Annotated in this window: 24 protein-coding genes and 2 tRNA genes; 19 read left to right on the top strand and 7 right to left on the bottom strand. The window is 66.1% G+C overall.

The features are described 5' to 3' along the window. From dnaA to BMW26_RS00065, 13 genes are all read left to right on the top strand, one after another. Entirely contained in the window at window positions 1-1,392 is a 1,392-nt protein-coding gene (gene dnaA, locus BMW26_RS00005; protein WP_053098239.1) for a chromosomal replication initiator protein DnaA, read from the top strand. Between the two features lie 494 nt (window positions 1,393-1,886). Then, a complete protein-coding gene (dnaN, locus tag BMW26_RS00010; protein ID WP_053098240.1) occupies window positions 1,887-3,029 on the top strand; it encodes a DNA polymerase III subunit beta in 1,143 nt (380 codons plus the stop codon). A 63-nt stretch (window positions 3,030-3,092) separates the two neighbouring features. Further along, entirely contained in the window at window positions 3,093-4,253 is a 1,161-nt protein-coding gene (gene recF, locus BMW26_RS00015; RefSeq protein WP_072590396.1) for a DNA replication/repair protein RecF, read from the top strand. After that, the gene (locus BMW26_RS00020; RefSeq protein WP_056275693.1) at window positions 4,246-4,749 is read left to right on the top strand and encodes a DUF721 domain-containing protein; all 504 of its coding nucleotides are present in this window, start codon (window positions 4,246-4,248) and stop codon (window positions 4,747-4,749) included. The genes recF and BMW26_RS00020 overlap by 8 nt, the downstream gene beginning before the upstream one ends. Window positions 4,750-4,867: 118 nt before the next feature. Continuing rightward, on the top strand, window positions 4,868-6,937 hold the full coding sequence (gyrB, locus tag BMW26_RS00025; RefSeq protein ID WP_171821963.1) for a DNA topoisomerase (ATP-hydrolyzing) subunit B: 2,070 nt from the start codon (window positions 4,868-4,870) through the stop codon (window positions 6,935-6,937). A gap of 51 nt (window positions 6,938-6,988) precedes the next feature. After that, window positions 6,989-9,550, top strand: coding sequence for a DNA gyrase subunit A (gene gyrA, locus BMW26_RS00030; RefSeq protein WP_053098243.1), 2,562 nt, complete (start codon window positions 6,989-6,991; stop codon window positions 9,548-9,550). After that, window positions 9,547-9,951 (top strand): DUF3566 domain-containing protein, encoded by a 405-nt coding sequence (locus BMW26_RS00035; protein ID WP_053098244.1) that lies wholly within the window; start codon window positions 9,547-9,549, stop codon window positions 9,949-9,951. Before gyrA ends, BMW26_RS00035 begins: the two co-directional genes overlap by 4 nt. Window positions 9,952-10,087: 136 nt before the next feature. After that, the gene (locus BMW26_RS00040) at window positions 10,088-11,356 is read left to right on the top strand and encodes a sensor histidine kinase (RefSeq protein WP_072590397.1); all 1,269 of its coding nucleotides are present in this window, start codon (window positions 10,088-10,090) and stop codon (window positions 11,354-11,356) included. Continuing rightward, window positions 11,344-12,030, top strand: coding sequence for a LuxR C-terminal-related transcriptional regulator (locus tag BMW26_RS00045; protein WP_056275698.1), 687 nt, complete (start codon window positions 11,344-11,346; stop codon window positions 12,028-12,030). Before BMW26_RS00040 ends, BMW26_RS00045 begins: the two co-directional genes overlap by 13 nt. After that, a complete protein-coding gene (locus tag BMW26_RS00050) occupies window positions 12,027-12,974 on the top strand; it encodes a DUF4097 family beta strand repeat-containing protein (RefSeq protein ID WP_232224503.1) in 948 nt (315 codons plus the stop codon). Before BMW26_RS00045 ends, BMW26_RS00050 begins: the two co-directional genes overlap by 4 nt. An 85-nt stretch (window positions 12,975-13,059) precedes the next feature. Further along, window positions 13,060-13,133: transfer RNA gene (locus BMW26_RS00055), tRNA-Ile, on the top strand. A 26-nt stretch (window positions 13,134-13,159) separates the two neighbouring features. Beyond that, window positions 13,160-13,232: transfer RNA gene (locus BMW26_RS00060), tRNA-Ala, on the top strand. A gap of 232 nt (window positions 13,233-13,464) precedes the next feature. Beyond that, a complete protein-coding gene (locus tag BMW26_RS00065; RefSeq protein WP_056275701.1) occupies window positions 13,465-13,746 on the top strand; it encodes a hypothetical protein in 282 nt (93 codons plus the stop codon). 22 nt (window positions 13,747-13,768) lie between these two features. Here BMW26_RS00065 and BMW26_RS00070 read toward each other — a convergent pair whose 3' ends face one another. The 3 genes from BMW26_RS00070 to BMW26_RS00080 all read right to left on the bottom strand — a co-directional run bounded on the left by BMW26_RS00070 (window position 13,769) and on the right by BMW26_RS00080 (window position 16,062). Continuing rightward, window positions 13,769-14,299: a DUF3253 domain-containing protein gene (locus BMW26_RS00070; protein ID WP_072590398.1), complete on the bottom strand. Its 531-nt coding sequence runs from the start codon at window positions 14,297-14,299 to the stop codon at window positions 13,769-13,771. Window positions 14,300-14,453: 154 nt separating this feature from the next. Continuing rightward, window positions 14,454-15,569 carry a M24 family metallopeptidase gene (locus tag BMW26_RS00075; RefSeq protein WP_083569417.1) on the bottom strand — a complete coding sequence of 372 codons (1,116 nt, stop codon included), beginning with the start codon at window positions 15,567-15,569 and terminating at the stop codon, window positions 14,454-14,456. Window positions 15,570-15,612: 43 nt separating this feature from the next. After that, window positions 15,613-16,062, bottom strand: a complete 450-nt coding sequence (locus BMW26_RS00080; RefSeq protein ID WP_056275709.1) for a DUF1801 domain-containing protein — start codon at window positions 16,060-16,062, stop codon at window positions 15,613-15,615. Between the two features lie 189 nt (window positions 16,063-16,251). Here BMW26_RS00080 and BMW26_RS00085 point away from each other — a divergent pair, with 189 nt between their 5' ends. Next, window positions 16,252-16,674, top strand: coding sequence for an NUDIX hydrolase (locus BMW26_RS00085; RefSeq protein ID WP_072590400.1), 423 nt, complete (start codon window positions 16,252-16,254; stop codon window positions 16,672-16,674). Between the two features lies 1 nt (window position 16,675). On the opposite strand, the gene BMW26_RS00090 is transcribed toward BMW26_RS00085, so the two are convergent. Continuing rightward, window positions 16,676-17,137 carry an aminoacyl-tRNA deacylase gene (locus tag BMW26_RS00090; RefSeq protein WP_053098258.1) on the bottom strand — a complete coding sequence of 154 codons (462 nt, stop codon included), beginning with the start codon at window positions 17,135-17,137 and terminating at the stop codon, window positions 16,676-16,678. A 50-nt stretch (window positions 17,138-17,187) separates the two neighbouring features. Beyond that, complete coding sequence (locus BMW26_RS00095; protein WP_053098260.1) at window positions 17,188-17,688, bottom strand: hypothetical protein; 501 nt, start codon at window positions 17,686-17,688, stop codon at window positions 17,188-17,190. A gap of 145 nt (window positions 17,689-17,833) precedes the next feature. On the opposite strand from BMW26_RS00095, the gene BMW26_RS00100 reads away from it, so the two are divergent. Next, complete coding sequence (locus tag BMW26_RS00100) at window positions 17,834-18,391, top strand: peptidylprolyl isomerase (protein ID WP_053098262.1); 558 nt, start codon at window positions 17,834-17,836, stop codon at window positions 18,389-18,391. Between the two features lie 21 nt (window positions 18,392-18,412). Further along, a complete protein-coding gene (locus BMW26_RS00105; protein ID WP_053098263.1) occupies window positions 18,413-19,315 on the top strand; it encodes a rhomboid family intramembrane serine protease in 903 nt (300 codons plus the stop codon). A gap of 145 nt (window positions 19,316-19,460) precedes the next feature. Here the strand turns inward: BMW26_RS00105 and BMW26_RS00110 are convergent, their stop codons facing one another. Further along, complete coding sequence (locus BMW26_RS00110) at window positions 19,461-19,700, bottom strand: cell division protein CrgA (RefSeq protein WP_042541028.1); 240 nt, start codon at window positions 19,698-19,700, stop codon at window positions 19,461-19,463. A gap of 86 nt (window positions 19,701-19,786) precedes the next feature. On the opposite strand from BMW26_RS00110, the gene BMW26_RS00115 reads away from it, so the two are divergent. Genes BMW26_RS00115 through BMW26_RS00120 form a run of 3 tightly spaced genes read left to right on the top strand, consistent with a single transcriptional unit; the run spans window position 19,787 to window position 21,423 of the window. Further along, on the top strand, window positions 19,787-20,581 hold the full coding sequence (locus BMW26_RS00115; RefSeq protein WP_072590401.1) for a class E sortase: 795 nt from the start codon (window positions 19,787-19,789) through the stop codon (window positions 20,579-20,581). A gap of 21 nt (window positions 20,582-20,602) precedes the next feature. Beyond that, window positions 20,603-20,758 carry a hypothetical protein gene (locus BMW26_RS17690; protein ID WP_167947501.1) on the top strand — a complete coding sequence of 52 codons (156 nt, stop codon included), beginning with the start codon at window positions 20,603-20,605 and terminating at the stop codon, window positions 20,756-20,758. Beyond that, on the top strand, window positions 20,755-21,423 hold the full coding sequence (locus BMW26_RS00120; RefSeq protein ID WP_072590402.1) for an anthranilate synthase component II: 669 nt from the start codon (window positions 20,755-20,757) through the stop codon (window positions 21,421-21,423). Before BMW26_RS17690 ends, BMW26_RS00120 begins: the two co-directional genes overlap by 4 nt. On the opposite strand, the gene pknB is transcribed toward BMW26_RS00120, so the two are convergent. Beyond that, complete coding sequence (gene pknB, locus BMW26_RS00125) at window positions 21,402-23,096, bottom strand: Stk1 family PASTA domain-containing Ser/Thr kinase (protein ID WP_053098267.1); 1,695 nt, start codon at window positions 23,094-23,096, stop codon at window positions 21,402-21,404. The genes BMW26_RS00120 and pknB overlap by 22 nt on opposite strands. Window positions 23,097-23,114 lie beyond the last annotated feature (18 nt).

Raw genomic sequence — 23,114 nt, forward strand, 5'->3', positions numbered from 1 at the left:
ATGTCATCACCTGCCCAGCCCGACGTTCCGATCTGGACCACGGTGCAGGAGCTCCTCGAGGCGGACGACCGAGTCACTCCTCAGCTCCAGGGATTCCTCAGCCTCGCGGTTCCGGCCGGCGTGATGGCCGCCACCCTCTATCTCGAGGTCCCGAACGATCTCACCGCGGCACAGATCAACAAGAGGCTGCGGCTTCCGATCATGGAGGCCCTCTCCCACATCGGCGATGAGGTGACGTCGTACCGCGTGGTCGTGAATCATGAGCTCGCCGAGCAGCCGACGGCGCCCATCGCGGTCGCCGATTACGGCCGCCAGGAGCAGATCCGCGTCGAATCCCCGATGGAGCAGCCGACGCAGCTGCGCCACGAGTCCCGCCTGAACCCGAAGTACACCTTCGACAACTTCGTCATCGGGCAGTCCAACCGGTTCGCCCATGCCGCTGCCGTCGCCGTCGCCGAAGCGCCGGCCAAGGCGTACAACCCGCTCTTCATCTACGGCGACTCGGGCCTCGGCAAGACGCACCTGCTGCACGCGATCGGCGACTACGCCCAATCCCTCTATGCAGGGGTCAAGGTCCGGTACGTCTCCAGCGAGGAGTTCACGAACGACTTCATCAACTCGATCGCGAACAACCGAGGTGCAGCCTTCCAGGCCCGCTACCGCGATGTGGACATCCTCCTGATCGACGACATCCAGTTCCTACAGGGTCGCGCGGAGACCCAGGAGGCGTTCTTCCACACCTTCAACACGCTGCACGACCACAACAAGCAGGTCGTCATCACCAGCGACGTCGCGCCGAAGCATCTCACCGGCTTCGAGGATCGCATGCGCAGTCGGTTCGAATGGGGCCTGATCACCGACGTGCAGGCGCCCGACCTCGAGACGCGCATCGCGATCCTCCGCAAGAAGGCGCAGAGCGAGGCGCTTCATATTCCCGACGAGGTACTCGAGTACATCGCCACCGTGGTGTCGTCGAACATCCGTGAACTCGAGGGTGCGCTGATACGCGTCTCCGCATTCGCCAGCCTGAACCGTTCGGCCCTCGACATCTCGCTCGCCCAGACGGTGCTCCGCGACATCATCGACACGGCAGAGGACAACATCATCTCGCCGACCGACATCATCACTGCGACCGCGCAGTACTTCAAGCTGACGGTCGACGACCTGTACGGCTCCAGCAGGTCTCAGCAGATCGCCACATCGCGCCAGATCGCGATGTACCTGTGCCGCGAGCGGACGAGTCTGTCCCTGCCGAAGATCGGCCAGCTGTTCGGCAACCGCGATCACACCACCGTCATGTACGCCTACAAGAAGATCAGCGAGCTCATGAAGGAGCGCCGTTCGATCTACAACCAGGTGACCGAGATCACCACGCAGCTCGGTCGACGCTGAGTCCACGCCGCCTCGAAAAAGGGGGTCGTAGCTTCCGATAGGAGGCTGCGACCCCCTTTGCGTGCGTGTGAGCGGCATACGACGGAGCAGATCGATGCCAGTTTGCACATGTGGATAACTTGTGGATGACTCGCCTGCAGGTCGGGACGAATGTGTGTGAAACCGTCGAACCTGTGGATAACTGTGGGAGACCGTTCGACCCGACGGATGCCGTCCACCCGCGGATTCCTCAGGGATTCCACAACTGACAACCGTGTAGTTCCCTACTCGCGTCTGCTTTCCACCGAGTTATCCACAGTATCCACAGGTGTTAACACCGTTAAGGAGTTAATTCAATTCAGGGGCGATCCGATCACCAGAGGGTGGGGAAAGTCCGACAGGCCCGAGCTTTGATCCGGTCGTAGGGATACTCCCGAGTTGGGGGCTAGCATGGGAAGCCCTGCACTGGCAGGACCGATGACGACACGTCTCAGAACGACGACAAGGGAGCACCCGTGAGGTTTCAGGTCAACCGCGATGTCTTCAGCGAGGCCGTGTCGTTCGTGGTCAAGCTGCTTCCGCAGCGCAACCCGCAGCCCATCCTCGCCGGAGTCCTGATCGAGGCAGACGGCTCCGGTCTCACGCTCTCGGCGTTCGACTACGAGGCATCCGCGCGCACGACCATCGAAGCCACCGTCGACACACCGGGCACGATCCTGGTGCACGGTCGACTGCTCTCCGACATCGCCAGCCGCCTTCCCAACGCGCCGATCGAGATCGCCGTAGAGGACGACGGCAGCATCACGGTCACCTGCGGCTCGGCGCGGTTCACCCTCGCAGCCATGCCGGTCGAGGAATATCCGTCGATCCCCGAGGTGTCCGGTTCCTCCGGCGTCGTGCCCGCCGACGATTTCGGCACCGCGATCAGCCAGGTGGGTTTCGCCGCCTCGCGCGACGACGTCACCCCGGTCCTGACCGGAGTGCAGCTCGAGGTCTCCGGTCAGACGCTCAGCCTCGTGGCCACCGACCGCTACCGCGTCTCGCTCCGCGACGTGCCGTGGGACGGCGAAGCGGTCGAAGCCAGCGCACTGGTGCCCGCACGCACTCTTCTCGAGGTCGGAAAGACCTTCGGTCATGCAGGCACCATCCAGATCGCGTTCTCGGGAGCGGGCGACCGCGAGATCATCGCGTTCACGGCCGGCAACAAGACGGTCACCTCGCTGCTGATCAAGGGAAACTTCCCTCCGGTCCGCCGTCTCTTCCCGGAGCAGACCGAGCACTATGCGGTCGTGAACACCGCAGACCTCGTCGAGGCCGTGCGCCGTGTGTCGCTCGTGCTCGACCGAGCAGCTCCGCTGCGCTTCACGTTCACGTCCGACAGCGTGACGATGGATGCGTCGGGCAGTGAGCATGCGCGTGCATCCGAGTCCGTCGACGCGATCCTCTCGGGTGGCGACGACGTCACGCTCGGCCTCAACCCGCAGTACCTCATCGAGGCGCTCGGCGCGGTCAAGAGCGAGTTCGTCCGCGTCACCTTCACGTCGAGCGACAACGCGAACAAGCTCAGCCCCGTGCTGATCACGAGCCAGACCTCGGTCGACCAGGCCGGTCTGGATTCGTTCAAGTACCTGCTGCAGCCGAACCTGCTGCTTCGCTGATCCTGCGACGGGCGCGCTCCGCGCGGCGACGGCAGTGTCAGAGCCCGAAGGTAGGCTGACAGCGTGATTGTGGAACACCTGAGCCTGGTTGACTTCCGCAATTACGCGACCGCGGATCTCGCTCTGCACAAGGGTCCCAACGTCCTCGTCGGGCGCAACGGCCAGGGCAAGACCAACCTTGCAGAGGCTGTCGTCTTCCTCGCCACTCTCGGTTCGCACCGCGTCTCGTCGGATGCGCCGATGGTGCGCGAAGGTCAGGACTTCGCGATCATCCGCGCTCGCCTCTCCCACGGCGAACGCAAGGTGCTCATCGAGGTCCAGCTCAACAAGCAGGGTTCGAACAAGGCGCGGATCAACGGCTCCCCCTCGAAGACCAATGAGCTGCCTCGCTACGCCCATGTGGTGCTCTTCGCTCCCGAGGATCTGCAGATCGTCCGCGGCGACCCCTCGTCTCGGCGTCGTTTCGTCGACCAGCTGCTGATCCAGCGCACGCCCCGCATGTCTTCGGTCCTCGCCGACTACGACCGGGTGCTCAAGCAACGCAATGCGCTTCTGAAGTCGGCCAGGGCGCGCGGCATCAAGGGCGAGGCCCTGAGCACCCTCGATGTGTGGGACGACAAGCTGGTCTCCCTCGGTGCCGAGATCATCACCGCGCGACAGCGTCTCGCCGCAGATCTCCAGCAGCCGGTGGCCGAGGCGTACGCGGCGATCGCGGGCGAAGATCATCGCCCGCAGCTCGAGTGGGCTCTGTCGGTGCGCGGAGCGGATCCCGAAGAGGGTGTCGACGCGCCGGCCGAGACCTCCGGAGACATCGCCGAGATGTTCCACGCCGCACTTCTCGCGAAACGGTCGAACGAGCTCGACCGCGGTCTCACTCTCACCGGCCCTCATCGCGACGACCTCGTGCTGCGCGTTCGTGGCCTTCCGGTGAAGGGGTATGCGTCCCACGGGGAATCCTGGTCGGTGGCCCTCGCGCTGCGCCTCGCTTCCGCCGAGCTGCTGCGCAGCGAGTCTCCTGCCGGCGATCCCGTCCTCATTCTCGACGATGTGTTCGCCGAACTCGACGCCGATCGCCGTCAGCGGCTGGCCGCTCTCACCGCGGGCTATGAGCAGGTGGTCGTGACGGCAGCCGTGGAGGAGGATATCCCCGAAGTGCTCCATGCCCACGTGGTGCGGATCTCGGCGGGAACGATCAGTGATGAGAGGGAGGTGGCAGATGAGTGAGATCGCACCCGATCCGGCATCCGAGACTCCCGAGACCGTCGCGACCTATCTGCGCCTGCGCGGACTCGCCCCGAGTTCGAAGACGTGGAAGCGCAAGCGACGCATCGTCACCGACGACGACAACGCGCCGTTCACGCCCGGCCGCGACCCCGGACCGCTCGGAGCCGTGCTCGACAAGCTGACCCGGGACTCCGGCTGGCAGAAGACTCTCGCCCGTGAGGACCTGGTCAGGCAGTGGTCCGACCTCGCAGGCACGGACACCGCCAAGCACTCCGAACCCGTCTCCCTCGAGCGCGGTGTGCTCACGGTGAAGTGCGACTCGACCGCCTGGGCGAAGAACCTGCAGTACATGCGGGGAACGATCCTGACGGAGATCGGCCGACGGTATCCGGACGCGGGTGTCGAGAACCTCCGCTTCATCGGACCGGACGTACCCTCCTGGAAATGGGGTCCCAGAGTCGTTCCAGGACGGGGCCCGCGCGATACCTACGGGTAGGACACCACGGATGGGGTCTGAAACGCTCAGAGGGCCACACGCGGCCGCTGAGCCGCATCTCGCCACGAAAAGCCGCTAGACTGGGGATTCGTGATATCGATGTGGAGAATGCCCTCTGATGACGCCTGAATCCCCCGCTGACGAGACGGAATCGACCAACGGGGGAACCCCCGCGACCGAGGGCAAGATCTCACCCAAGGTGAAGCAGCCCGGTGAGTACGGTGCCGACTCGATCCAGATCCTCGAAGGTCTCGAAGCCGTCCGCAAGCGCCCCGGTATGTACATCGGTTCCACGGGGCCGCGTGGTCTGCACCACCTCGTCTATGAGATCGTCGACAACTCGGTCGATGAGGCCCTCGCCGGCTACGCCGACACCATCTTCGTGACGCTGCTCGAAGACGGCGGCGTCCGCGTGGTCGACAACGGCCGCGGCATCCCGGTCGATCCCCACTCCTCCGATCCGACGAAGTCCACGGTCGAGGTCGTTCTGACCATCCTGCACGCCGGCGGAAAGTTCGGCGGCGGCGCGTACGCCGTCTCCGGCGGTCTCCACGGCGTCGGCTCGTCGGTGGTCAACGCCCTGTCGACGCGGTTCGACGTCGAGGTCAAGCAGAAGGGCTTCGTCTGGCGGCACAGCTTCGCGAACGGCGGCGTCCCGCAGCAGCAGCTCGAGAAGGGCGAGGCGTCCGACGACACCGGAACCAGCATCACGTTCTGGCCGGACGCCGAGATCTTCACCGAGACCACGAACTTCGAGTACGACACCCTGCGCACGCGCTTCCAGCAGATGGCGTTCCTCAACAAGGGCCTCCGCATCGAGCTGTCCGACGAGCGTCCCGATTCGGCTTACCAGGTCGAGGTCGACGGGCAGCCGACCCTCACCCAGCCGAACGACGTCTTCTTCTACGAGCGCGGTCTCGTCGACTACGTCGAATACCTCAACAAGGTGCGTCACGCCGAGGTCGTCAACGACGAGATCATCGCGTTCGAGTCCGAGGACACCGAGCGCAAGATCTCTCTCGAGGTCGCGATGCAGTGGACCACCTCGTACACCGAGAACGTCTTCACCTACGCGAACACCATCAACACCCACGAGGGCGGCACGCACGAAGAGGGCTTCCGTGCAGCGCTCACCACGCTCGTCAACAAGTACGCCAGGGCGAACAACCTTCTCAAGGAGAAGGACGACAACCTGTCGGGCGACGACGTGCGTGAAGGACTGACCGCGGTCATCTCGATCAAGCTCGGCGAGCCGCAGTTCGAAGGGCAGACCAAGACGAAGCTCGGCAACACCGAGGCCAAGGCGTTCGTGCAGAAGGTCGTCGGCGACCAGCTCGGCGATTGGTTCGACCGCAACCCGATCCAGGCGAAGAACGTCATCCGCAAGGCGATCGATGCGGCCACCGCTCGTCTCGCCGCGCGCAAGGCCCGCGAGACCGCTCGTCGAAAGAGCGTCTTCGAGTCCGCCGCGATGCCCGACAAGCTCAAGGACTGCACGAGCAAGGATCCTTCGATCAGCGAGATCTTCCTCGTCGAGGGTGACTCGGCAGGTGGCTCCGCTGTGCAGGGTCGCGATCCGCACACGCAGGCGATCCTCGCTCTGCGAGGCAAGATCCTCAACGTCGAGCGCGCGCGTCTCGACAAGGCCCTGGGCAACAAAGAGGTCCAGGCGATGATCCAGGCCTTCGGCACCGGAATCGGCGAAGAGTTCGACATCGAGAAGGCGCGCTATCACAAGATCGTGCTGATGGCGGATGCCGACGTCGACGGCCAGCACATCACGACGCTGCTGCTCACGCTGCTGTTCCGCTACATGCGCGGACTGATCGAGGCCGGCTTCGTGTACCTCGCGATGCCGCCGCTCTACCGTCTCAAGTGGACGAACCAGCCCCACGAGTACGTGTTCAGCGACGCTGAGCGCGACGCGCTGCTCAAGTTCGGACTCGACAACGGCAAGAGGATCCCGAAGGATGCCGGCATCCAGCGCTACAAGGGTCTCGGCGAGATGAACGCCAAGGAGCTGTGGGAGACCACGATGGACCACAGCACCCGGACGCTCCGCCAGGTGACCATCGAGGATGCTGCAGCGGCCGACGAGATCTTCAGCGTGCTGATGGGTGAGGACGTCGAATCGCGACGCAGCTTCATCCAGCGCAACGCCAAGGATGTCCGCTTCCTCGACATCTGACGCGTCCCGCGCCTGCATTCGTTCCCATAACGACCGGAATCGACAACACACATGACTGACGAAGTACGCCCCGAGCCGGCACACGACCACGGCAAGATCGACCAGGTCGACCTGCAGTCCGAGATGCAGCGCAGCTATCTCGACTACGCGATGGCCGTGATCGTCGGCCGTGCGCTGCCCGACGTGCGCGATGGACTCAAGCCCGTCCACCGACGCGTGATCTACGGCATGTACGACGGCGGATTCCGCCCCGACAAGTCCTTCTCGAAGTGCGCTCGCGTGGTCGGCGAGGTCATGGGTCAGTACCACCCGCACGGTGACTCGGCGATCTACGACGCCCTCGTGCGTCTCGTGCAGCCCTGGTCGCTGCGCTACCCGCTGGCCCTCGGCCAGGGCAACTTCGGGTCTCCCGGCAACATGGGTGCCGCGGCGCCCCGGTACACCGAGACCAAGATGGCCCCCCTCGCGCTCGAGATGGTTCGGGACATCGAAGAGGACACGGTCGACTTCACCGACAACTACGACGGCCAGACTCAGGAGCCGACGGTTCTTCCGGCCCGCTTCCCGAACCTCCTCGTCAACGGGTCGGTGGGTATCGCGGTCGGCATGGCCACCAACATCCCTCCGCACAACCTGCGCGAGGTGTCTTCCGCCGCCCTCTGGGCGCTCGACAACCCCGGCCTCCCCCGCGAAGAGCTGCTCGAGGGTCTCATCCAGCGGATCCCCGGCCCCGACTTCCCCACCGGCGCGCAGATCCTCGGCACCAAGGGCGTGCACGAGGCGTACCGCACGGGTCGCGGCTCGATCACCATGCGCGCGGTCGTCAACGTCGAGGAGATCCAGGGCCGCACGTGCCTCGTGATCACCGAGCTGCCGTACCAGGTGAACCCCGACAACGTCGCGGTGAAGATCGGCGACCTCGCCCGTGACGGCAAGATCACCGGCATCGCCGACATCCGCGACGAGTCGTCCGACCGCACGGGTCAGCGTCTCGTGGTCGTGCTCAAGCGCGATGCGGTCGCGAAGGTCGTGCTCAACAACCTGTACAAGCACACGCAGCTGCAGGAGAACTTCGGCGCGAACATGCTCGCGATCGTCGACGGCGTGCCGCGCACGCTCGCGATCGACGGATTCGTGACCCACTGGATCACGCACCAGCTCGAAGTGATCGTCCGACGCACGCGCTTCCGTCTCGCCAAGGCAGAGGCTCGCATGCACATCCTGCGCGCCTACCTCAAGGCGCTCGACGCTCTCGACGAGGTCATCGCTCTCATCCGTCGATCGCAGACCACGCAGGATGCGAACGAGGGACTGCAGAAGCTCCTCGACATCGACGACATCCAGGCCCAGGCCATCCTCGACATGCAGCTGCGCCGACTGGCCGCCCTCGAGCGTCAGAAGATCCTCGACGAGGCCTCGGAGCTCGAGCGGCTGATCGGCGAGTACCAGGCGATCCTCGTCGACGAGTCGCTGCAGCGCGACATCATCCGCGAAGAGCTCACCGGCATCGTCGAGCGCTTCGGAGACGACCGTCGCACGCACATCCTGCACGGCTTCGACGGCGACGTCTCGATGGAAGACCTCATCGCCGAAGAGGAGATGGTCGTCACCATCACCCGCGCCGGCTACATCAAGCGCACGCGCAGCGACAACTACCGGTCGCAGCACCGCGGCGGCAAGGGCATCAAGGGCGCCCAGCTGCGGGCCGACGACATCGTCGAGCACTTCTTCGTGACGACGACGCACCACTGGCTGCTGTTCTTCACCGACAAGGGTCGCGTCTATCGTTCGAAGACCTACGAGGTTCCCGAGGCCGGCCGCGATGCGAAGGGAACGCACGTCGCGAACCTCCTCGCCCTGCAGCCCGACGAGAACATCGCGCAGGTGCTCGACATCCGCGACTACGGGGTCGCCGACTATCTCGTTCTCGCGACGCGCGACGGTCTGGTCAAGAAGACGCGTCTCGACGCGTACGACACCAACCGCCAGGGCGGCGTCATCGCGATCCGCCTGAATGACGAGGACGAGCTGGTCTCGGCTCTCATGGTGAACGCTGAGGATGACATCCTGCTCATCAGCCGCCGTGGCATGTCCGTCCGGTTCAGTGCGACCGATGATGCGCTGCGACCGATGGGACGCGCGACCGCCGGCGTGAAGGGCATGAAGTTCCGTGAGGGCGACAGCCTGCTGTCGGCATCCGTCGCCGCCCTCGGCCAGTTCGTGTTCGTGGTGACCGACGGCGGCTATGCGAAGCGCACCGCCATCGAGGAATACCGCGTCCAGGGACGTGGTGGATTCGGCATCAAGGTCGCCAAGCTCAACGACGATCGGGGCACTCTCGCGGGTGGTCTGATGGTCTCCTCCGACGACGAGGTCCTTGTGGTTCTGTCCAGCGGCAAGGTGGTACGCTCTGCCGTGGCCGAGGTGCCCGCGAAGGGCCGAGACACCATGGGAGTGGTGTTCGCACGGACGACGGAAGCCGACCGGATCCTCGCCATCGCCCGCAACGGTGAGCGGGGCCTCACCGAAGAAGACGAATCGGATGAGGCTGCGGTGGACTCCGAGTCCACGGCCCCCGAGACGAACGAGAACCCTGAGGAAGCAGACGCATGAGCACAGTAGCCGACAAGCTGGCGAAGAAGTCCACGCGCAAGACCGGTGGCAAGCAGGTGCGCCTGCGCCTCGTCTACGTGGATTTCTGGTCGGCCGTGAAGCTGTCGTTCCTGGGCGCTGTGGCGCTCGCGATCGTGACGATGGTGTCGTTCTTCCTGATCTTCCTCGTGCTGCAGGCGACCGGCATCCTCACGCAGGCGGATGAGTTCATCGGAACCATCACCGACAACTCCGTGCGGATCTCCGAGGTCGCCGGCCTGCCGCAGGTGATGGCATTCGCCGCGGTGGTCTCGATCCTCAACCTCATCGTGTTCACGGTGCTGGGTGCGGTCATCGCCGGGATCTACAACGTCGCCGTGAAGGTGACCGGCGGACTGCTGGTCGGGTTCATGTCGAACTGATCGTCAGGATTCGAGGAGGGGCGGATGCGAACAGCATCCGCCCCTCCTCTGTTCTCCGACGGAGTAGGGAAAACCCGAACCCGGGTCTCCGGTTGCCTCGGTGTCGGCCGGATCGGGGCCGCCGTACCTTTGAACCATGACGACACACACTGCCATGCCACCACCGGCGACGGCCACGAAGCCGCCGTTGCGCATCGTGCTCTCTATCCTGCATCTCGCGGGAATCGGAGTCATCGGTGGCTTCATCTTCGCGACTCTTTCCGGACTCCTCGGCACCGGCCTCGGCCTGCTCTTCGCGGCGGGCGTCGGCATCGTGCTGCTCGTCGGGCTCGTGTACGCCCTGTTCGGCGTCGGCTGGTTCGAGGTCGCGCGAGTCAGCGCTCTCTACAGGTCGCCCATCACGCCGCTCAGATGGCGCCCTCGGGATCGCCCCGGGTTCGCGGGCTGGCTCCGCTCGCTCGGCCGCCAGGCCATCGACGGCCGCATGTGGAGGGTCCTCGCGAACTTCGCGATCACCGCCGTTCTCGGCTGGATCGTGCTGCGGCTCGCCTTCGGCCTCGTCTGGTCGATCGCCATCTCGTTCGCTCCTCTCACGGGAACGGATGCCGTGATGGGTCCGTTCGGCGGGGGCGGCATCGACCCCGCGTGGGCACCGCTCATCGGGATCCTCGGAGTCGCCGCGTGCCTCGCCGGAATGATCGGACTGGCGCTCCTCAACCGCGTGCTCTCACTCGCCATCGTCGTTCGCAGCCGCGAGGCCGAGCTCACCGAGCGAGTGCGCACCAGCACTGCTCAGCGTGAGGGCGCTGTACGTGCCGCGGATGTCGAACGCACACGTATCGAGCGTGACCTGCACGACGGCGTCCAACCGCGACTCGTATCGGTGGGCATGACCCTGGGGCTCGCCCAGCAGAAGATCGACAACGACCCGGATGCCGCGAAGGAGCTGATCGCCGAGGCGCACACTTCGACCAAGGCCGCGATCACCGAGCTGCGTCAGCTGGCCCGTGGCATCCATGCATCGGTCCTCGACGACCGGGGCCTGGACGCGGCGCTGTCCGCCCTCGCCGGCCGCTCGCACATCCCCGTCCATCTCGATGTGCGCATGGACGGCCGCTGCAGCCGTGAGGCCGAAGCCGCGGTCTACTTCTCGATCGCCGAGTCGCTCACCAACGCCGCGAAGCATTCGCGGGCCAGCGAGGCACGTGTCACTGTCCGCCTCCGCGACGCAGGGGTTCTCTGGGCCCGCGTCGAGGACAACGGCATGGGCGGCGCCCAGGTGCAGCCCGGCGGAGGCCTCGACGGCATCGCGAATCGCATCCTCGCAGCGGGCGGAACCTTCCGCCTCGAGAGCCCCGTCGGCGGACCGACCAGCCTGGAGGTGAACGTGCCATGCGCATCCTGATCTGCGAGGACTCCGTCCTGCTGCGCGAGGGGCTCGTGCGACTGCTCGAGGACGCCGGACACAGTGTGGTCGCGGCTCTTCCCGACACCAGCGGGCTCAGCGAGGCCGTCATCGAGACGGACCCCGAGCTGTGCATCCTCGACGTACGGCTCCCCCCGACCTTCACCGACGAGGGCATCCGCGCGGCCCTCGGACTTCGGGACACCAATCCCGCGCTTCCGCTGCTCGTGCTCTCTCAGTACGTCGAGGAGCGGTACGCGTCGGACCTCATCGCCGCACAGGGCGGGCCTCTGGGCTATCTGCTCAAGGACAGGGTCGCCGACGTCTCTGAGTTCCTCGCCTCCGTGCAGCGGATCTCCGAGGGTGCCACCGTGCTCGACCCCGAGGTGGTGGCTCAGCTGCTCACCCGCCGCAACCGCGACGACCGGATGCAGCGTCTCACCGAGCGCGAACGGACCGTGCTCGCACTGATCGCCGAGGGCAAGTCGAACCAGGCCATCGCCGGTCTGCTCTTCCTCTCGGAGGCGAGCGTCGAGAAGCACATCACCGCGATCTTCCAGAAGCTGGGCTTCGAACAGGGCGAGTCGGGCAACCGACGCGTGCTGGCGGCCCTGGCACACATCGAGAACACGGGCGGCTCGACGCCGACCGGACAGACAGGACTGGGACGATGACCACGAACAACGACGACTACCAGGGCGGGCACACGCCCCTTACTCCCCCGCCGGCATCCGCGCCGCAGGGACAGGAGCCCACACCGGCACCGGCACCGCCGCCCGCGCAGGCGCAGGCGGCACCGGCCGATGCCGGCCGCTCTTCGGGGACGACGGCGATCATGATCGTCACGGCGATCGTCGGAGGCATCGCGCTTCTCGGAGCGGGCGGGTCGGCGGCTGTCGCCGCCACCGGCAGCATGATGGCCTCCACTCAGGGCAGCGACGCCGTGCTGACCGAGGATGCGTCCGGCATCGACACGCTCGACCTCGACGTGGATGCCGGCAACATGCGCATCGAGTTCGGTGACGTCGATGAGGCCGAGCTGGCAGTGACGAACGCTCGCGGCCCTGCCTGGAGACTCGAACGCGAGGGCGACGAGCTGATCGTCCGCAGCCCGGAGTTCCGCTTCGGATGGTGGTTCGGCGAGTGGTTCGGCGACGACCAGTCGGCGGTGCTGACCCTGCCCGAAGAGCTGAGCGACGCGCAGCTCGATGCCGACCTCACTCTCGATGCGGGCAGTCTCGATGTGGTCGGAGACTTCGGTGCCCTCGACGTCACGGTCAACGCCGGTGCGCTCGATGTCGAAGGTGCGGCGAGCAGCCTCAGCATCGACATGAGCGCGGGTCGTGCCGATGCGATGCTCGACGGCGTCGACGCGGCCGATCTCAGTGTGTCGGCGGGCGACCTCACCGTCGAGCTGACGGGCCGGGCACCGTCTGAGACGACGATCGACGTGAGCGCGGGCTCGGTCGATCTCACGGTTCCGGATGAGTCGTACTCGATCATCCAGGACGTCAGCGCCGGATCGCTCGACGCGAAGGTCGATCAGTCATCCGGCACCCGGAACACGATCGACGTCACACTTGCGGCAGGCAGTGTGACGATCCGTCCGGGCCGCTGATTCCGATCGAGGGCGAGGGCGCGCCGGTGCCCTCGCCCTCGATTGGGTATTTCGGGAAATCTCCGGTAAAGTTTCGGAGGTTGACGGGCCCATAGCTCAGGCGGTTAGAGCGCTTCACTGATAATGAAGAGGTCCCAGGTTCAAGTCCTGGTGGGCCCACTCCTCAACTAAATGAATACCCTCACGGGGCCTTAGCTCAGTTGGTAGAGCGCCTGCTTTGCAAGCAGGATGTCAGGAGTTCGAATCTCCTAGGCTCCACACTGTGTTGAGACAGTTCGAGAAGGCCCCGCCATGTGCGGGGCCTTCTCGTTTTCGCATGTCTCCACAGGTGTTAACAACCCTGTTAACAACTGCTCGCGCGGTGCGATCTGAGTGCACAGCTGTGGATGGACCTGTTAACAACGAGGGCGATGCGGCACCCGCCTCTCACTAGACCTCCTAGATATCAACCCCCCTCCGTATTCTCAGGTCGAGGGCGTAGCGTGCTGGCATGACCGACGGGAAGACGATGATCCAGACCGAGATCGTGTTCGATGGATCGAGCTACTTACTCGCCCAGGATCAGAACATCGATGATCTGCGAGAACGTATCGAGTCAGCCACGAAGACCGCCGGCACCTTCGTCGACATGGTCGTCGTCGGCAACCGGGCAGTCAGCGTGCTCATCACCCCGACGACGCAAGTGACGATCAGTGTGGCGACTGTGGCATATGACCCCCGCGATACCGGTGACGTCGACTTCCCGTACACCGGTTTCTACGACGAGCTCTGACTCCACGCGTCTGAGCGGGTGATCAGAGGTTCGGCCCGCGGATCATCCGCACCGGTCCTCTGGCGTCGTCGATGGACACCTTCTCGCCCTTCTGCGTCACGACGATCTCATCGCGCTCGGCGAGTGCAGCCGCGATTCGGCGGACATCCGACATGGTCGAGCGCCACGAGTCCCCGCCCACAGTCCGGGCGACGTCACTCGGACAGATCGAAGACTCGCCCCGCTTGCGGATGAGCGCGCGCATCGCGGCCGCGATCCTCTTGTCGAAGTCGTCGCCGGTGCGGTCCTCCCACCAGGGCGCCCCTCGTTCCCCGAGCGCGGTCTTCGCGTCCTGCACCCGACGTCGTGCGTCCGGCTCCTGCGCCTTCACCGCGCGCCGCGCAGCCATCAGCTCGTTGACCAGCTCCTGGCGGAACGTCTCGGGGATCGAGGGGTCGGTCGCGCGCCAACGCCGGCCCTCGATGACGACGTGATGACCGTCGGGCGTGCGCTCCGGACCGCTCGCACCGCCGCCGTTCGCACCGCCGCCCTTCGCGCTGTCGTCCGAGGTCATGAAGCCAGTCAATCCGACCATGATCAGGTCGACCAGGGGCTTGACCGCACCTGCGTACCCCCGATCGGGAGGAGATCTGCGATGCGGAGGACGAGTCGACGGACAAGCGCCCTCCCGTGTGCGGATCTCCTCCCGAACTGCTCTCGGTCGGGGGTCAGACGGCGCGCAGGTCGTGCGGGGCGACGTTGAGACGCTCGCACCCGTCGGCGGTCACGACGACGATGTCCTCGATGCGTGCGCCCCATCGGCCGGCGAAGTAGATCCCGGGCTCGATGCTGAACGCCATGCCCTCACGCAGCACGAGATCGTTGCCGGGCGCGATGTAGGGCTCTTCGTGTACCGAGACGCCGATGCCGTGACCCGTGCGGTGCAGAAAGGCCTCGCCGAGCCCCGCCTCGGCGAGTACGGACCGCGCCGCGGCATCGACAGCCTCGGCCGTCGCGCCGGGGCGCACGGCGTCGACAGCGGCCTGCTGAGCGCGGACGAGCACGGCGATGCGATCGGCGGCTTCACTGTCGGGTGTGCCGACCACGTAGGTGCGGGTGCTGTCGGAGTTGTAGCCGCTCGGCACGGCGCCGCCGATGTCGACGACGACGACGGCTCCGTCCTCGATCACGCGGTCGGACACCTCGTGGTGGGGATCCGCGCCGTTGGGTCCCGAGCCGACGATGACGAACTCGACGGTGCGGTGGCCCTCGGCCACGATGGCCTCAGCGATGTCGGCCGCCACCTCGCGCTCGGTGCGCCCCGCCCGCAGCCACTCGGGCACTCGACGATGCACGGCGTCGATCGCGGAGCCGGCACGCCGGAGCTCGGCGACCTCTTCAGCATCCTTGATCATGCGTCCCTCACGCAGCACCGGGGTGGCGAGCTCGACGCGCACGTCGATCCGGTCGGCGAGCGGGATCACGTGCAACGCCGGCAGAGCGTCTGAAACTCCCACTCGCGTGACTGCGCCCAGGGCGGCGGCCACGAGGTCGTAGGGATTCTGTCCGTCGACCCAGTCGGAGACGGCGAGGCCGAGCTCACCCACCGCCGTGGTCCTGACCTTCGCCAACTCCATGCGCGGCACGATGACGGTGGGAGCGATGCCGGGTCCGAGCACGAGTGCGGTGAGGCGCTCGATCGTGTCTCCCTCGACGCCGACCAGATACTCCAGATCAGGGCCAGGACCCACCACTATCCCGTCGAGACCGGCGTCAGCGGCAAGCGCTGCTGCGCGGTCGAGTCGAGCGGCGTACACGGAGGCGGGGAACGGCAGTGTGCTCACGGCATCCACGCTACTGCGCCGGCCGTTCCCCGGGAACGGCGACTCAGCTGACGGCGAGGCGGATGCGCTCGGTGAGAACCTTGCGGTTCGCGGCAGAGAGATCGAGCAGCGCGTATGCGGTCGGCCACATCGTGCCGTCGTCGAGGTTCGAGATCGGCTCGAAACCGAACGTGCCGTACCTGACCTTGAACTTGCTGGCCGGCTGGAAGAAGCAGAGCACCTTGCCGTCCTTGCCCCAAGCGGGCATGCCGTAATACGTCCGCGGCATGAGCTCGGGAGCGACCTCGGTCACGAGGTCGTGGAGCGCCTTCGACAGCTCTCGATCGTTGTCATCGGGAAGCTTCGCGATCGCCGCCTCGAGGTCTGCGACACCCTCGGCCCGCACCTCCTCCGGGGTCTTCTTGGCACGAGACCGAGACTTGCGCTTGTCGGCCGCGGCCTCCTTCATCGCCTCGCGCTCTTCGGCACTGAAGTTCTTCTCGTTGTCAGCCATGGCCGACTCCTTTCACTGTGTGATCTGCGATGAATCTCACACTACGGATGTGGCGCACTGCTGTGCTTCTTGATTCGTGATCGATGTCTCGGGTCCGAGCATGACGAGCCGGACGCCTCTCGAGGCGAGGTTTCGTCCAGGATCGTCACGCGCGTACCCTCCCTGAACCCCGGCCACTATGGTGGACGCATGGATATGCGGGTCGCGGCATACGCGGTCGTCACCGATGACGACGGTCGCATACTTCTCGCGCGCTGGACCGAGGGTCGTCGAGTGGCATGGACGATGCCCGGCGGAGGGCTGGAACCGGGTGAGGCTCCCGAGGACGCCGTGCGGCGTGAGCTCCGCGAGGAGACCGGCTACACGGTCAAGGTCGGCGAGCTGCTGGGCATTCATTCGAGGGTGATCCCGGCGAGCCAGCGGGTGAACCAGTCGGATCAGCCTCTGCACACCCTGCGCATCGTCTACCGGGCGTCGGTGACGGGCGGGAAGCTGACATTCGAGGCCGATGGCTCGACCGACATGGCCGAGTGGTTCCCGCTCACAGCCGTGAAGGAACTGCAGAGGGTCAAGCTGGTCGACATCGCCCTGAGGATGGCCGGCATCCTCTGACTCAGTCGCGGGCCTCTTCGGGCACCGAGATGTCGGCGACTGTGGCACCGTACGCGGCGATGAGGTCATCGGCATCGACGAAGAGGCTGTAGCCGTGAGCGCCGGCACCCATGGCGATCCGCTGCCCGACGATCGACTCGTCGGCGAAGACCGGCCAGTCCGTGGTGCTGCCGATGGGCACGATTGTTCCGCGCTCGTAGCCGGTCGCCGCGAGGGCGAGATCCGGCTCGGGCAGGCGGAGCTTGTTCACTCCGACGACCGCACGCAGCTTCGGCCACGAGATCGATCTGCCGCCGGGAACCAGCGCGAAGAGATACGTGTCGTCCGAACGCTTGACGACGAGCGTCTTGACGATGCCGGACGGAGGGATGCCGAGCAGCTCAGCCGCCTCGAAGAGACTGCGGGCGGCAGGACGCTCGCGGATCTCGATGTCGAGTCCGCGAGCCGCTGCGGCGTCCCTCACCCGGGCATGGAGATCCCCCGGCTCAGTGGCCGGGGGCTCCGATGTCGAGGTCACGCGTCAGGTGCGGAGAGCGGGTCGTCGGCGACCCAGAGCTCGTCGTCTGCGCGCAGTGCCTGCCACGCGGCGTAGAGAACGCCGGCCGCTGCGGCGACTCCGAGGATCAGGGCGATGACCGAACCGACGCTCGGGCCCTTCGGCTCGGGCTGAGTGGCCTTCCTGACCTTCTTCACGACGCCTTCGCGCTTGGCGTTCGCGACATCCCACGCGGTGAGCGCGGTGCCGACGACTCCGCCGACGATCGGGACGACCTTGTCGTCCACCACGTGGTGACCGAAGCGGACGCCGCGGTCGACGACCGGTGCGACGCGACGGTTGTAGGTGTCCTGGACGACAGGACCGACCTGCTCGCGACCGAAGTGGCCGAGCTGACGTCCGGCTTCACGCGCGACGTCGGCGGCGTGGCCGACGAGGACCTGCTGGTTCTCCCAGAGCTGGTTGGCGTCGTTCTGAAGACGACGCAGCTCCTTCTTCCGCTTGCGGCTGATGCTCACGATGCTCTCCTGTCGATTGGAGTACGGATTCCCCATCTTGCCACGCGACCGTGTATGGGGCGAGGGAATCGCCGAACCCTTGCGTCGGAGGCCGATGAGCGCTAGACGCGGGCCAACTCATGGGAAGCTCTGCGAGAATGGACCCATGGCTCACGCTTCTCATGTCGCAACCCTGCACACCAACCACGGTGACATCGTCATCAACCTCTTCGGCGACCACGCCCCGAAGACGGTCAAGAACTTCGTCGGCCTCGCCGACGGCACCCAGGAGTGGACGCACCCCGCCACCGGCAAGCCGGGCGAGGGTGCTCTCTACAAGGACGTCATCTTCCACCGCATCATCCCGAACTTCATGATCCAGGGCGGCGACCCGCTCGGACAGGGCGTCGGGGGCCCCGGATACAACTTCGACGACGAGATCAACATGGAGCTCAACTTCAACGAGCCCTACATCCTCGCCATGGCCAACGCCGGTCTGCGTCGCAACGCCATCACAGGCAAGGCCGAGGGCACCAACGGCTCGCAGTTCTTCATCACGACCGACCCCACCCCCTGGCTCCAGGGCAAGCACACGATCTTCGGCGAGGTCGCCGATGACGCCTCCAAGGCTGTCGTCGACGCGATCGCCGCTGTGCCGACGGCTGCGGGCGACCGTCCCATCGAGCCGGTCGTGCTGCAGTCGATCGACATCGTCGCGGCCTGACGCCGACGCTGGCCGATCCGGATGACGACGCCTGAGTTCGCGGACAACCGCGACAACTTCTGCTACCGGCATCCGGATCGGCAGAGCTTCGTGCTCTGTCAGCGGTGCCTGCGCACGATCTGCCCCGAATGCCAGACGCAGGCGGCTGTCGGGGTCATCTGCCCCGAGTGCATGGCCGCAGAGCGAAAGAACCGCAGTCCCGCCCAGAAGCGCGCCGAGCGTCGCTGGGGCGGGCGCGGCGCCGCACTCGCCTCGCGTGGCAGCGGCAAGCCCGTCGTCACGTACTCGCTGCTGGCGATCACGTCGTTCATCGGGCTCCTTCAGCTCATCCCGGGAGTGGGCCAGGCGATCACGGGCCAGCTGCTCTTCGCGGCGGGCTATCTGTATCCGGATCTGTCGCTCATGCCGTTCGAACCGTGGCGGCTTCTCACGGCGGTGTTCGTGCATGGCGGTTTCCTGCATCTCGCGCTCAACATGCTGGCGCTGTGGATGCTGGGTCAGAGTCTCGAACCGATGCTCGGCCGAATCCGCTTCCTGTCGCTGTACCTGATCAGCGGACTCGGCGGTTCCGTCGCCGTCGCGCTGCTCGCGCCCGGAACCGCGACGGTGGGCGCCTCCGGCGCGATCTTCGGCCTGATGGCCGCCCTGCTGATCATCGGACGGCACATCGGCGCGAACGTGACCGGCATCCTCGTGATCCTCGGCATCAACTTCGTCGTCGGCTTCGTGTTCTCTCAGAACATCGCCTGGCAGGCGCACCTCGGCGGGGCGATCGTCGGTGCGCTCGTGGCGTTCATCCTCACGAGGACCCGACGGCGTGAGCAGCGGACGCTACAGATCGTGCTGCTCGTTGCCGTCGTTGTCGCGCTCGTCCTGATCGTCGCCCTGTTGGTACCGTTCCTGATCACGACGGTTTACTCCTGATCAGAAGTTGTTAACAGGTTTGTTGACCGATGTGAATAACATCTGTGTAATTCTCCCCATGTTGGGGATAACCTGTGGATAACTCAGAAGAAGGCCCCTCTCGCCAACGCGAGAGGGGCCTTCTTCGAAATCGGTGGGGCGGGCGTCAGCGCCAGCGTGTGGTCATCAGGAACCCGATCAGGGCGATGCCCAGGCCGATCGCAAGGTTCCAGTTGTCGAGCCCCGGGATCGGGAACTGCATGCCCGAGATGTAGAACACGAGGATCCACACGAGACCGAGGAGCATGAAGCCGACCATCACCGGCTTGAACCACACGGCGTTGGGTGCGGCTTCGCCTTCGCTGCGCGGAGCTTCGGGTTCTTCGGTCTTGCGGTCGCGTGCCATTCCCACAGTGTACCCAAGAGTGTCATATCGCGCGGAAAACCAGGGCCGCAGGGCGGGAGTACAGGTCTGGCGGATAGCATGTCGCCATGACTGCATCCGTCGTCTCGGGGGAGCGACGTGCACACCGCCGCCGCCCCCGGTCGCGCGCGACCTTCACCAGCGTCCTCGGCGAGCTGCTGCTCACGGGCGGAGTGATCGTGCTTCTCTTCGTCGCGTGGCAGATGTGGATCGGCGACATCATCATCGCGGCCCAGAAGAACGAAGAGGGTGCGGCGGTCTCGCAGGAATGGGCCAACGCACCCACTCCCGAGCTCCCACCGGTCGTCGAGACCGACGACGGAGCGACGGTGTTCGAGCCGGTGATCCCCGCCGCTCCGGCCGACACCGAGCTTCTCGGCCAGATGCACGTGCCGCGCTTCGGTGCCGAATACAACGTCGGCATCTACGGCGGTACGACGCGCGCGCGCACGCTCGACAAACTCGGGATCGGCGTCTACACCGACTCGAAGATGCCCGGCGAGGTCGGCAACTTCGCGATGGCCGGCCACCGCACCACCTGGGGCAAGCCCTTCAACCAGCTCGACAAGCTCCAGGTCGGCGACGCGATCGTCGTCGAGACGCCTGACGGATGGTTCACGTACCGCTTCCGGACGCTGGAGTACGTCAAGCCCACGCAGACGGACGTGCTGCTCGATGTGCCGCAGATGCCCGGCGTCGCGACGGGGGAGAAGTACATCACGCTGACCGCCTGTTCGCCGCTGTACTCCCTCGCCGAGCGCATCGTCGCCTACGGGGTGTACGAGAGCTTCCAGCCCCGCGCCGAGGGTCCGCCCGCCGCGCTCACCGATCCACCGCCTCCGCCGGCCGCGCCGTCGATCTAGCCGAACGGAAAGAGACGACCCATGTACGCCGCACTCTGGCGCATCCTCCCCGGCCCGTGGTGGCTGAAGCTCTTCATCCTCCTCGTGCTCGTCGCAGCGGTGCTCTACGGGCTCTTCTGGTACGTCTTCCCCTGGGTGAGCCCGCTGATCACCCCGGGCGAGGTCGACCTCGAATGACCCGCGTGCTCGTCGTGGACAACCACGACAGCTTCGTGCATACGCTCGTGGGTTATCTGCGCGAGCTCGGTGCCGACGTCACGCTGATCGAGGCGGACACCATCGATGCCGCTGAACTCGCGGTGATGCTGCCGGACTTCGACGCGCTGCTGCTCTCTCCCGGCCCGGGCACCCCTGACGATGCCGGCGTCTCCGTCGACGCCGTGCGGCTCGCCGCGAGGATCCGGATGCCGCTTCTCGGCGTCTGCCTGGGGCATCAGGTGATCGGCGCCGCGTTCGGCACCACCGTTTCAGAGGCGCCTGAGCTGATGCACGGCATGGTGTCGCCGGTCACGCACGACGGATCAGCGCTCTTCGCCGGCATCCCGTCGCCGTTCGACGCGGGCAGATATCACTCCCTCGCTCTCGCGGAGACCGACCTTCCGGGTGACGTGGCCGTCACAGCGCGCACCGCGAGCGGCACCGTCATGGCACTGGAGCACATCCGTCTGCCCATACTCGGGGTGCAGTTCCACCCCGAGAGCGTGCTGACCGAAGGCGGATACCGTCTGCTCGCCAACTGGCTCGAACTGTGCGGCGACGCACATGCCGTGGCACGCTCAGCGGCACTGCACCCGCTGTCGGGCCCCGACGCTCGTGTGGATCAGCCGGCGGCGACGCAGTAGCGCAGTTCGACCGTCGAGCCGATCGCCACGTCTCCCGGCGCGGCCGACATCGATGACACGGTGGGCGGTTCGGTCGGCGTGCAGTCGATCAGCTCGACCGGACTGGGCGTGAGGCCGATGCGTTCGAGCTCAGCCTGAGCCGCTTCCATCGTCCACCCGGTGACGTCGGTGAGGGTGACCCGGCCGCTCGCGACGACGAGATTCACGATGGTCTGCGGTGCGACCTCGGTGTCGGCCGCCTCGCTGGCCTCCATCACCGTCTCGGCCGCCAGCCCCTTGTCGTTGCGCTGGATGACCGTGCCCAGTTCGAGCCCTGCCGCCGCGAGTGCGTCTTTGGCGGCCGTCAGAGACAGGCCCTCGAGCATCGGGACGACGACCGTCTCCTTGCCGGAGGACACGTAGACCGTCACGGAATCGCCCTCGCTGACGGCGGTGCCGGACGCAGGGTCTGTGCGGGTCACGTTGCCCTCGACGATGTCGTTGCTGGACTCGAGCACCAGCTTCGAGGTGAGATCGAGCTTGCCGAGATCATCCTGGGCGCGCTCGGACGAGACATTGACGAGATCAGGCACTACGCGCGAGCTCGACGGCACGTCGTCCGGGCGCATGCTGAGCGTCCAGACCCAGAACAACACCGAGGCGAGAAGCACGGCAAGCAGTGCCACACCCGCCCAGATCCACGCGACGGGCGGACCCGACTGCGTGCGAGCCATGGTGGTGTCGGTGCTCAGCTGGCGGAGCGACCGGGCGGTCTCCTGCGCGGCACGCGGATTCGGTCCGTACAGCTCGCTCGTGAGCGCGCCGAGCTCCTTGCGGCTCGGCGCATGGCCGGAGACCGCCGAGTCGAGCGCAGCGCGGAAGTGCGCGGCATCCGGGTATCGCTGGTAGGGATCCTTGGCCAGCGCGCGCAGGACGATCGGGTCGAGCGCGCCGGGGGAGTCCTCGTTCACCTCGGTCGGAGGGACCGGAGTCTCGCTCACGTGCTGGTAGGCGACGGCCACGGGGGATTCGCCGCGGAACGGCTGACGGCCGGTGAGCAGTTCATAGAGCACGACGCCGGTCGAGTAGAGGTCGGCGCGTGCGTCGACCGGTTCGCCCTTGGCCTGCTCGGGTGAGAAGTATGCCGCGGTGCCGATGATCTGGGTGGTCTCGGCGACCGTCGATGACGAGTCGGACACGGCTCGGGCGATCCCGAAGTCCATGACCTTGACCTGGCCCTTGTCGGTCACCATCACGTTGCCCGGCTTGATGTCGCGGTGCACGACACCCGCACGATGCGAGTAGTCCAGCGCCTCGAGGATGCCGTCGACATAGCGCACGGCATCGTCGACGGGCACCGGGCCCTTGGCGATGATGTCCTTCAGCAGCGTGCCGCTGATCAGCTCCATGATGATGTACGGAGGCTCATCCGTGCTGCTGTCGGTCGTCGAGGGGTCGCCGGCGTCGTAGACGCGGACGATCGACGGGTGCGACATGCGAGAGGCGGACTGGGCCTCGAGACGGAATCGCGTGCGGAACGCGTTGTCGCGAGCCAGCTCGGGGTCGAGGATCTTGATCGCCACCGCACGACCGAGCGTCAGATCGTACCCGCGGTACACCTTCGCCATGCCGCCGTGCCCGATGAGCTCGTCGACGCGATAGCGACCCGCGAGAACGCGTGGCTCTGTCGACACGTAGTGACCCCCTGATAC

The organism is Microbacterium sp. 1.5R, assembly GCF_001889265.1.
In the GTDB taxonomy this organism is placed as follows: Bacteria; Actinomycetota; Actinomycetes; order Actinomycetales; family Microbacteriaceae; genus Microbacterium.